Source organism: Streptomyces sp. NPDC034086 (assembly GCF_055575515.1).
In genome coordinates this window covers 76,808-88,655 of the sequence record NZ_JBVISM010000014.1, presented here as the reverse complement: position 1 = coordinate 88,655, position 11,848 = coordinate 76,808, and the positions used below count along the sequence as shown (strand labels likewise).

Sequence of the window (11,848 nt, the reverse complement as noted above, 5' to 3'; positions counted from 1 at the left end):
GGTCGAGTCCCTCAAGCGAGTGGCCGCCGAGCTCCACGAGACCCGGCAGCGGCTCAGTGAGGCCGAGAGCCGGGGCAGCGAGCCGATCGCCCTCGTGGGCATGGCCTGCCGCTACCCGGGCGGGGTCCGCTCCCCCGAGGACCTGTGGCGCCTGGTCGCGGAGGGCCGGGACGCGATATCCGGGTTCCCGGCCGACCGCGGCTGGGACCTGGACACCCTCTACCACCCGGACCCCGACCACCCGGGGACCACGTACACCCGCTCCGGCGGCTTCCTGCACGACGCGCCGGACTTCGACCCCGGCCTGTTCGGCATCTCCCCGCGCGAGGCGCTGGCCATGGACCCGCAGCAGCGGGTCCTGCTGGAGACCTCCTGGGAGGCGCTGGAACGGGCCGGGCTCGACCCCGGCACCCTCAAGGGCACCCGGACCGGCGTGTACGTGGGCGCCGCGACGCCCGCCTACATCGTCGGAGGGCACAACACCCAGGGCGGCGCCGAGGGCTACTCCCTCACCGGCACCTCCGGCAGCGTCGTCTCCGGACGGCTCGCCTACCACTACGGTTTCGAGGGCCCCGCCGTCACCGTCGACACCGCCTGCTCCTCCTCCCTGGTCGCCCTGCACCTCGCCGCGCAGGCCCTCCGCAACGGCGAGTGCTCGATGGCGCTCGCCGGCGGCGTGAGCGTCATGTCCGTCCCCGGCCTGTTCGTCGAGTTCAGCCGCCAGCGCGGCCTCTCCGAGGACGGCCGCTGCAAGGCCTTCGCCGCCGCCGCCGACGGCACCGGCTGGGGCGAGGGCGTCGGCGTGATCGTCCTCGAACGGCTCTCCGACGCCCGCCGCAACGGCCACCGCGTCCTCGCCGTCATCCGGGGCTCCGCCACCAACCAGGACGGCGCCAGCAACGGCCTCGCCGCCCCCAACGGCCCCTCCCAGCAGCGCGTCATCCGCCAGGCCCTGACCAACGCCCGGCTGCGCGGGCGCGACGTCGACGTCGTCGAGGCGCACGGCACCGGCACCACCCTCGGCGACCCGATCGAGGCGCAGGCCGTCATCGCCACCTACGGCCAGGACCGGCCGCAGGACGCCCCCCTGTGGCTGGGCTCGCTGAAGACCAACATCGGACACACCGCCGCGGCCGCCGGCATCGCCGGAGTCATCAAGATGACGATGGCGATCCGCAACGGCGTCCTCCCCAAGACCCTCCACGTCGACGAGCCCACCCCGCACGTCGACTGGTCGGCGGGCGCCGTCGAACTCCTCACCGACGCCCGCGCGTGGCCCGACCTCGAACGCCCCCGCCGGGCCGCCGTCTCCGCGTTCGGCATCAGCGGCACCAACGCCCACCTCATCCTGGAGCAGGCCGCACCCGCCGAGGAGGACGCCCCCGCCCCGGCGGCCGGCCCCGCCCCCTTCACGGCCGCGGCCCCCACGCCCTGGCCGCTCTCCGGCCACAGCGAAGCCGCCCTGCGCGGCCAGGCCGGCCGCCTGCACGCCTTCGCCGCCGGCACCGGCACCGGCGCGGACGCCCCGCGCCCCGCCGACACCGCCCTCTCCCTCGCCGTCACCCGCTCCGCACTGGCCCACCGCGCGGTCGTCATCGCCGGCCCGGACACCGGCACCGACGCCGGCACCGACGCCGGCCCGGACACCGGCACCGACGGCGGAGCCGGCGCGGACGCCCGGCTGGACGCGCTCGCCCGGCTCGCCGCCGGCGACAGCGCCGCCCGGCTCGTCGAGGGCACCGCCGACATCGAGGGCAAGACCGCCTTCGTCTTCCCCGGGCAGGGCTCCCAGTGGGTGGGCATGGCCGTCGAACTGTACGGATCCTCCCCGGCATTCGCCGCCCGCCTCGACGAGTGCGCCGAAGCCCTCGCCCCGTACACCGACTGGTCCCTCCTCGGCGTCCTGCGCCAGGAGGACGGCGCACCCGGCTTCGACCGCGTCGACGTCGTCCAGCCCGTCCTGTGGGCCGTCATGGTCTCCCTCGCCGAACTGTGGCGGGCGAGCGGCGTCGAACCCGCCGCCGTCGTCGGCCACTCCCAGGGAGAGATCGCCGCCGCCGCCGTCTCCGGCGCCCTGTCCCTCCAGGACGCCGCGAAGGTCTCCGCCCTGCGCGCCAAGGCCCTCCTCGCGCTGGCCGGCAAGGGCGGCATGATGTCCGTCGCCGACACCGCCGACGCCGTCACCGCACGCATCCGCGCCTGGGGCGACCGGCTCGCCGTCGCCGCCGTCAACGGCCCCCGCTCCACCGTCGTCTCCGGCACCCCCCAGGCCCTCGACGAACTGCTCGCCGCCTGCGAGGCCGACGGCGTCCGCGCCCGCCGCGTCAACGTCGACTACGCCTCCCACGGCCCCCAGGTCGAAGAGATCCGCGACGCCGTCATCGGCGCCCTCGACGGCATCACCCCGCGCAGGACCCGCGTACCGTTCCTGTCCACGGTCACCGGACGGCCCGTCGACGGCACCGAACTCGACGCCGCGTACTGGTACGCCAACCTGCGCCGCACCGTGCGCTTCGAGGACGGCATCCGCGCCCTCCTCGAACGCGGCCACGGCTTCTTCATCGAGGTCAGCGCCCACCCGGTGCTCACCGTCGGCGTCCAGGAGACCATCGACGCCGCCGGCGTGCCTGCCGTCGCCCTCGGCTCCCTGCGCCGAGACGAGGGCGGCCCGCAGCGCTTCCTCACCTCCCTCGCGGAAGCCTGGACCCGCGGCGCATCCCCGGACTGGCCCGCCGTGCTCGCCGGACACGCCCCCCGTACGGTCGACCTGCCCACGTACGCCTTCCAGCGCCGCCGGTACTGGGCCGGCGCGGCGGCCGGCGCCGCCGACGTGTCCGCCGCGGGCCTGGCCGACGCCGGACACCCGCTGCTCGGCGCGTCCGTACGCTCCGCCGACGGCGACCGCTTCCTGCTGACCGGCCGGATATCCCTGCGCGGCCACCCCTGGCTCGCCGACCACGCCGTGGGCGACACCGTCCTGCTGCCGGGCACCGCCTTCGTGGAACTCGCCGTCCGCGCGGGCGACGAGGCGGGCTGCGGACAGCTGCGGGAACTCACCCTGGAGACCCCGCTGGTACTGCCCGCGACCGGCACCGTCCAGCTCCAGCTCGTGGTCGGAGAACCCGCCGCCGACGGCAGCCGCCCGGTGGCCGTCCACGCACGGCCCGACGACCCCGGCGCCGACACCGCCTGGACCCGGCACGCCTCCGGCGTCGTCGCCCCCACCGCCGCGCCCACCGCCGCGCCCGGCCCCGCGGTGGACCTGTCGGTGTGGCCGCCGGCCGGTGCGCGGTCCCTGGAGGTGGAGGGGTTCTACGCGCGGACGGCCGAGGCCGGGTACGCGTACGGGCCCGCCTTCCAGGGCCTCAAGGCGGCCTGGAGCGCGGACGGGGCCGTGTACGCGGAGGTGGCGCTGGATGCCGGGCAGCGTGAGGAGGCGGCGGCCTTCGGCCTGCACCCCGCCCTCCTCGACGCCGCCCTGCACGCCACGCTCCTCGGGACCGACACCGGCACCGGCACCGCCTCCGACGGCGTCCGGCTGCCCTTCGCGTGGAGCGGAGTGTGCCTGCACGCCACCGGAGCGACCGCCCTGCGGGTCCGCATCACCCCGGCCGGCGCCGGCGAACTCGCCGTGGACCTCGCCGACCCCGAGGGCCGGCCCGTCGCCACCGTGAACGCCCTCAGCCTGCTGCCCGTCACCCCCGACCGCCTCCAGGGCGCCCGCACGGACACCCTGCACCGCGTCACCTGGAACGACGTTCCGCTGCCCGCCGACGCGCCCCCCGGCACCTGGGCCGAGCTCGGCGGCGCCGGCTTCCCCGACCTGGACGCGCTGACCGCCGCCCTCGACGCCGGAACCGCCGCCCCCACCCACGTCCTGCTCACCCACCCGAACCCCACCGCCACCGGCTCCGGCTCCGGGGACGACCCGGCCCGCGCCGCCCGCGCCGCCACGGCCGCGCTCCTGGCCACCCTCCGCGACTGGCTCGCCGACGAACGCCTCGCCGCCCCGCGCCTGGTCATCACCACCACCGGCGCGGTCCGCACCGGCCCCGGCGACCCCGCGCCCGACCTGACCCTCGCCCCGCTGTGGGGCCTGGTCCGCTCGGCGCAGTCCGAACACCCCGACCGCATCCAGCTCGTCGACCTCGACGGCACCGACGCCTCCCGCACCGCCCTGGAACGGGCCGTCGCCACCGGCGAGGACCAGCTCGCCCTGCGCACGGGCACCGCCCTCTCCCCGCGTCTGGTGCGGGCCGCGGTCGTGCCTGCCGGGGGCGCGGTGTGGGATGCGGAGGGGACGGTGTTGATCACCGGGGGTACGGGTGCGCTGGGTGGGCTGGTGGCCCGGCATCTGGTGTCGGAGTGCGGGGTGCGGTCGTTGGTGCTGTCGGGCCGTCGTGGTCTGGACGCGCCGGGTGCGGTCGAGCTGGCGGACGCGCTGCGGGCGTTGGGTGCCGTGGTGGAGGTGGTGGCGTGTGATGCCGCGGACCGGGATGCGCTGGCTTCGGTGCTGGCGGGGATCGCGGCGGAGCGTCCTTTGCGGGGTGTGGTTCATGCGGCGGGGGTGCTGGACGACGGTCTGGTGGCTTCGCTGACGGAGGCGCGTCTCGATGCGGTGATGCGTCCCAAGGTGGACGCGGCGTGGAACCTGCACGAGCTGACCCGCGACCTGGACCTGACCGCCTTCGTCTTCTTCTCCTCCGCCGCGGGTGTTTTCGGGAACCCGGGGCAGGCCAACTACGCGGCCGCCAACGCCTTCATGGACGCCCTCGCCGCCCACCGCCGGCACCAGGGCCTGCCCGCCCGCTCCCTGGCCTGGGGCCTGTGGGAGACCAGCGGCCTCACCGGTCACCTCACGGACGACGACCTCGGCTGGGCCGCCCGCGCCGGCGTCCTCCCGCTCAGCGCGGCCCAGGGCCTCGCCGCCCTCGACGCGGCCGCCGCCGACACCGACACCGACGCCGATCCCGTCCTGGTCCCCGTACGCCTCGACGCGGCGACCCTGCGCACGCGCGCCGCAGCCGGACTGCTGCCCCCCCTGCTGCGCTCCCTGGTCCGCACCCCGGCCCGGCGCGCCGTCGAGACCGGCACCGGCGCCGAGGCCTCCTCCCTCGCCCGGCGGCTCGCCCCGCTCGGCGACAGCGAACGCGAACGTGAACTCCTCGTTCTCGTCAGCGGCCAGGTCGCCGCGGTGCTCGGCCACGCCGACCCGTCGGCGATCCGCCCCGAGGCGGCCTTCAAGGAACTCGGCTTCGACTCCCTCACCGCCGTCGAACTGCGCAACCGGCTCAACGCCGCCACCGGCCTCAAACTGGCAGCCACGCTCATCTTCGACCACCCCACCCCGGCCGCCCTGGCCCGTCACCTCCTCTCCGGGATCCTCACCCCCGCCACCACCCCCGCCCCCGCCGCCCCGGCACCCGCCCACGCCCCCGACGAGCCGATCGCGATCGTCGGGATGGCCTGCCGCTACCCCGGCGGGGTCCGCTCGCCCGAGGACCTGTGGCGGCTCGTCACCGAAGGCCGCGACGCCGTCGCCGGCTTCCCCACCGACCGCGGCTGGGACCTCGACGCCCTCTACGACCCCGAGGGACGCCGCCCCGGCACCTCGTACACCCGCAACGGCGGGTTCCTCCACGACGCCGCCGACTTCGACCCCGAACTCTTCGGGATCTCCCCGCGCGAGGCCGTCACCATGGACCCGCAGCAGCGGCTCCTCCTCGAAGCCTCCTGGGAGGCCTTCGAACGCGCCGGACTCGACCCGGCGGAACGCAAGGGCACACGCACCGGCGTCTTCGCCGGTGTCATGTACCACGACTACGCCAGCCACGTGGAACGCGCCGCCGACAGCGCCGAGGGCTACCTGCTCACCGGCACCTCCGGCAGCGTCGTCTCCGGCCGCCTCTCGTACGCCTTCGGGCTGGAGGGCCCGGCCGTCACCGTCGACACCGCCTGCTCCTCCTCCCTCGTCGCCCTGCACCTGGCCGCCCAGGCCCTGCGGGCCGGCGAGTGCACCATGGCACTGGCCGGCGGCGTCACCGTCATGGCCACCCCCAGCGTCTTCGTCGAGTTCAGCAAGCAGCGCGGACTGTCCGCCGACGGCCGCTGCAAGTCCTTCGCCGCGGCCGCCGACGGCGCCGGCTGGTCCGAGGGCGCCGGCGTGCTCCTCCTGGAGAAGCTCTCCGACGCCCAGGCCAACGGTCACCGCGTCCTCGCGGTACTGCGCGGCTCCGCCGTCAACCAGGACGGCGCCTCCAACGGCCTGACCGCCCCCAACGGCCCCTCCCAGCAGCGGGTCATCGAACAGGCCCTCGCCAACGCCCGCCTCACCACGCGCGACGTCGACGCCGTCGAGGCCCACGGCACCGGCACCACCCTCGGCGACCCCATCGAGGCACAGGCCCTCCTGGCCACCTACGGCCAGGACCGGCCCGGGGACCGGCCGCTGTGGCTCGGCTCGGTCAAGTCGAACATCGGCCACGCCCAGGCCGCCGCGGGCGTCGCGGGCGTCATCAAGATGGTCATGGCCCTGCGCGAAGGGATCCTCCCGAAGACCCTGCACGTCGACGAGCCGTCGGCCCACGTGGACTGGTCGGCGGGCGCGGTGGAACTCCTGACGGAGTCCGTGGAGTGGCCGCGGACCGGTCGCCTCCGCCGCGCGGGCGTCTCCTCCTTCGGAGCCAGCGGCACCAACGCCCACGTCGTCCTGGAACAGGCGCCCGCGACGGCGCCCGCCCCCATGGCCCCCGACACGGACGGCGGCCCGGTCACGTGGACCGTCTCCGGCCGCGGTGCCGAGGCCCTGCGCGCCCAGGCGGCGCGGCTCGCCGCGTACGCCCGTACGCACACCGGCCTGGACCCGCGCGCCGTCGCGCACTCCCTCGCGACCACCCGCGCCGCGCTCGAACACCGGGGCGCGGTGACCGCCACCGGCCTGGACGGCCTGCTGGCCGGACTCGACGCCCTGACCGAGACCACCAAGGCCCCGGTCCAGCCCGGAAAACTGGCCTTCCTGTTCTCGGGGCAGGGGGCGCAGCGTGCGGGGATGGGGCGTGAGCTGTACGACGCCCAGCCGGTGTTCGCGGCCGCGTTCGACGAGGTGTGCGCCCACTTCGGGTTCCCGTTGAAGGAGATCGTGTTCGGCGGCGGGGAGGAGGTCCACCGCACCGAGTACACCCAGCCGGCCCTGTTCGCCCTCGAGGTGGCGTTGTACCGGCTGGTGGAGTCGTTCGGTGTGCGTCCGGACTTCGTGGCGGGTCATTCGATCGGTGAGATCGCTGCCGCGCACGTGGCGGGGGTGCTGTCGCTGGGGGACGCGGCGCGTCTGGTGGCGGCGCGCGGTGCGCTGATGGGCGCCCTGCCGGAGGGCGGGGCGATGGTGTCCGTCCGCGCCGGTGAGGACGAGATACGCCCGCTGCTGTCCGCCGAGGTGGACATCGCGGCGGTCAACGGGCCTTCTTCGGTGGTGGTTTCGGGTGCGGAGGCGGCCGTTCTGGCCGTGGCCGAGCGGCTGACCGCCCAGGGGCACAAGACCAAGCGCCTCACCGTCTCGCACGCCTTCCACTCGCCGCTGATGGAGCCGATGCTCGAGGCGTTCCGCGAGGTCGCCGAGACGCTGGAGTACGCGGCCCCGTCCGTTCCGGTCGTCTCCAACGTCACCGGCGGGCAGGTCGAGGAGTTCACCGCGGACTACTGGGTGGAGCACGTCCGGTCCGCCGTCCGCTTCGGCGACGGCGTCGCCCACCTCGCCGCGCAGGGCGTGGGGCACTTCCTGGAGCTCGGCCCGCAGGGCGTGCTCGCCGCCATGGCGGGGGAGTCGCTCCCCGAGGCCTTCTCCGGGCTGCTGACGCCCGTCCTGCGCAAGGACCGGCCCGAGCCCGAGGCCTTCCTCGGCGCGCTCGCCGAGGCCTGGACCCGCGGCCTCCCCGTCGACCGGGCCGCACTGGCCGGCGGTACGGCGGCTGCCCGGGCCGCCGTGGACCTTCCCACGTACGCCTTCCAGCGCAGCCGCTACTGGCCGCGCCCCGCGGCCTCCGCCTCCGCGGACGTGCTCGCCGCCGGACTCGGCGCTGCCCGGCACCCGCTGCTCGGCGCCACCGTGATGCCGGCCGACGGAGGGCAGCTGCTGCTCACCGGGCGGCTCTCCCTGCACAGCCACCCCTGGCTCGCCGACCACGCGGTGGCCGGCACGGTCCTGCTGCCGGGCACCGCCTTCGTGGAACTCGCGCTCCGCGCGGGCGACGAGGCGGGCTGCGGCGAGCTGGAGGAACTCGCCATCGAGACGCCCCTGGTCATCCCCGACCGGGGTGGCGTCCTGCTCCAGGTGCTCGTCGGTGCCGTCGACGGGGACGGCACGCGGCCGGTGAGCGTCCACTCGCGTCCCGAGGACGCCGACGCGCTCTGGACCCGGCACGCCGCCGGACGGCTCGCCCCTGCCCCCGAAACGGCCCCCGAACCCCTGTCCGACCTGGCCGTATGGCCTCCGGCGGATGCCGAGCCGGTCGACCTCGACGGGTTCTATGAGGGGCTCGCCGCGGCCGGTTACGGGTACGGGGAGGCCTTCCAGGGGTTGGCCCGGGCCTGGCGCCGGAGCGACGGTGACGTGGTGTTCGCCGAGGTGGGGCTGCCCGATGCGCAGCAGGATGAGGCGGGCTGGTTTGCACTGCATCCGGCCCTGCTCGACGCTGCGCTGCACGGGCTCGCTGTCGCCGGGCCGGCCACGGACGCGGGGCAGGTACGCCTGCCCTTCGCCTGGAGCGGTGTGCGTCTGCACGCCGTGGGCGCGTCCAGGCTGAGGGTGCGGCTGACGCCGGCCGGCCCGGATTCCCTCTCGCTCGACATCGCGGACCCGGCCGGCAACCCGGTCGTGTCCGTCGCCTCGCTGGCGACCCGTACGGTCGCCGCCGAGCAGCTGACCGCCGCCGTGGCGGGTGCCGGCCACTCCGACGCGCTGTACCGGCTCGACTGGACCGCCGCTCCGCCGGCCGCCGCAGCCGGCGGCGGGCCGCGGGTGGCGGTCGGCGGCGCGGGTGCGGACCACGCGGACCTCGCTTCCCTGCGGGCCGCCCTCGACGAGGGTGCGCCGGTGCCCGCAGCGGTCGTCCTGCACGCCGGATCCCTGGCCGTCGCCCCGGCCGCAGGACTGGCCGGAGCCGTGCACGGGACCACCGCCGCGCTGCTCGACACGTTGCAGACCTGGCTGGCCGACGAGCGGTTCGGGGCCACCCGGCTGGTCGTCGTCACGCGCGGTGCGGTGGCCGTACTGCCCGGCGAGGACGTCACCGACCTGGCCCAGGCGCCCCTGTGGGGTCTGGTGCGGGCCGCGCAGGCCGAGAACCCCGGCCGTTTCGTCCTCCTCGACGCCGGCACCGCCCCCGGAACCGGCTTCCCCGACGCCGTGTTCACCGGGAACGAGCCGCAGGCCGCGCTCCGCGACGGCGCGCTGCTCGTACCGCGCCTGGTCCCGTCCGCCGGCGCGTCCGCAGCGGGCGGCGCCCTCGTCCTGCCCGCCGGCTCGTCCTGGGTCCTCAACAGCACCAGGGCGGGGACGCTCGACGGCCTGGACTTCGTCCCGTCCCCGGCCGGCGGGATGGAGCTCGCCGAGGGCGAGATCCGTGTCGCGGTCCGCGCCGCGGGCCTGAACTTCCGCGACGTGATGATCGCGCTCGGCATGTACCCGGGTGTGGCCCGTATGGGCAACGAGGGCGCCGGCGTCGTCACCGAGGTGGGCCCCGGGGTCACCGGCATCGAGGTCGGGGACGAGGTCACCGGTCTCATCCGGGGCGCGTTCGGCCCCGTCGCGGTCGTCGACCACCGCCTGGTGGTCCGCATCCCCGACGGCTGGACCTTCGAGCAGGCCGCCGCGATCCCGACCGTCTTCCTCACCGCCTACTACGGGCTCGTCGACCTGGCGGGCCTGAAGGCCGGCGAGCGGGTCCTCGTCCACGCCACCGCCGGAGGCGTCGGCATGGCCGCCGTGCAGCTCATCCGCCACCTGGGTGCCGAGGTGTTCGGCACGGCCAGCGAGGGCAAGTGGGACGTGCTGCGCGAACTGGGGCTGGACGAGGCGCACATCGCCTCCTCCCGTGACGCCCTCTTCGAGGACCACTTCTCCGTCACCACCGGCGGCGAGGGCATGGACGTGGTGCTGGACTGCCTGGCCGGCGAACTGGTCGACGCCTCGCTGCGGCTGCTGCCGCGCGGCGGCCGCTTCCTGGAGATGGGCAAGACGGACGTACGCGACCCCGAAGAGGTCGCCCGGCTCCACCCCGGAGTGACGTACCAGGCCTTCGACATGGTCGAGGGAGCCGGTCCGGAGCGGATCGGCGAGATGCTCGCCGAGCTGGGCCGGCTGTTCGAGGCGGGTGTGCTGCGGCCGTTGCCGGTCCGTGCCTGGGACGTCCGGCGGGCGCCGGAGGCGTTCCGGTTCATGAGCCAGGCCCGGCACACCGGGAAGATCGTGCTGACGGTTCCGCAGGGCTGGGACCCCGACGGCACGGTCCTGGTCACCGGCGGCACCGGAACCCTGGGCGCACTCGTCGCGAAGCACCTGGTGACCCGGCACGGGGTGCGGCACCTGCTGCTCGCCGGCCGGCGCGGCCCGGACGCGCCCGGAGCGGCCGAACTGGTCGCGGAGATAGCGGAGCTGGGCGGGACGGCCGAGGTGGTGGCGTGCGACGCCGCCGACCGCGACGCCCTGGCCGCCCTCCTCGCGGCGATCCCCGCCGGCCGGCCGCTGCGCGGGGTCGTCCACACCGCCGGGGTCGTGGACGACGGAGTCCTCGGCTCGCTCGACGCCGGCCGGCTGGCCCGGGTACTGCGGCCCAAGGTCGACGCCGCCGTCAACCTGCACGAACTCACCCGCGGCCTCGACCTGACCGCCTTCGTCCTCTACTCCTCCGTGGCCGGCGTCATGGGCGGCCCCGGCCAGGGCAACTACGCGGCGGCCAACTCCTTCCTCGACGCGCTCGCCCAGCACCGGCGCGCCCACGGACTGCCGGGCGTCTCCCTCGCCTGGGGCCAGTGGGCCGAATCCAGCGGGATGACCGCCGGACTCGACGCCACCGACCTCGCGCGGATGGGCCGCAGCGGTGTCCTGCCGCTCGCCACCGAACAGGGCCTGGCCCTGTTCGACGACGCGGCACGCCACGACGAGGCCCTGCTGGCCGCCGTACGCCTGGACACCACGGCGCTGCGCGGCCAGGCCGACGCGGGCAGGCTGCCCGGTGTGCTCAAGGGGCTCGTGCGGGCCTCCGTACGCCGGGCCGCGGGCGAGGCCGCCGCCGCGGGGGCCTCGGCCCTCGCCGAGCGGCTGTCCCGCCTCACCGGTGCCGAACGCGCCGAAGCCCTGCTCGACCTGGTCCGTACCCAGGTGGGCACCGTCCTCGCCCACCCCGACCCGGCGGCCATCGACACCGAACGCGGTTTCCTCGACCTCGGGTTCGACTCGCTCACGGCCGTGGAACTGCGCAACGGACTCGGCGCGGCCACCGGCCTCCGGCTCCCGACCACGCTGATCTTCGACCATCCGTCACCCGCCGCCCTCGCCGGATTCCTGCACACGGAACTGGACCCGGGCGAGGGCACCCGGGAGGCCGCGGTGCTCGACGCCATGGCCGGCTGGGAGACGGCCGTGGCCGCGCTGCCGGAGGGCAGCGACGGCAGGGAACGGGCCGTGAACCGGCTGCGCTCGATCCTGTGGAAGCTCGAGCAGGCCGGCACCGAGAACGACACCGACGAGGAAGCACAGACCTCCGACGGGACCGCGGAGATCACCTCGGCGAGCGACGACGAGATGTTCGCCCTCATCGAGAAGGAACTCGGTCTCAGCTGATCCGCGCCCCCC

General features: G+C 75.7%; 1 protein-coding gene. It reads left to right on the top strand.

Features of this window, described 5'->3' with window-relative positions; genetic code table 11:
* The first annotated feature begins 19 nt into the window (after window positions 1–19).
* Window positions 20–11,836 (top strand): SDR family NAD(P)-dependent oxidoreductase, encoded by an 11,817-nt coding sequence (locus ACZ514_RS26165; protein ID WP_469125847.1) that lies wholly within the window; start codon window positions 20–22, stop codon window positions 11,834–11,836.
* The last annotated feature ends 12 nt before the right edge of the window (window positions 11,837–11,848 follow it).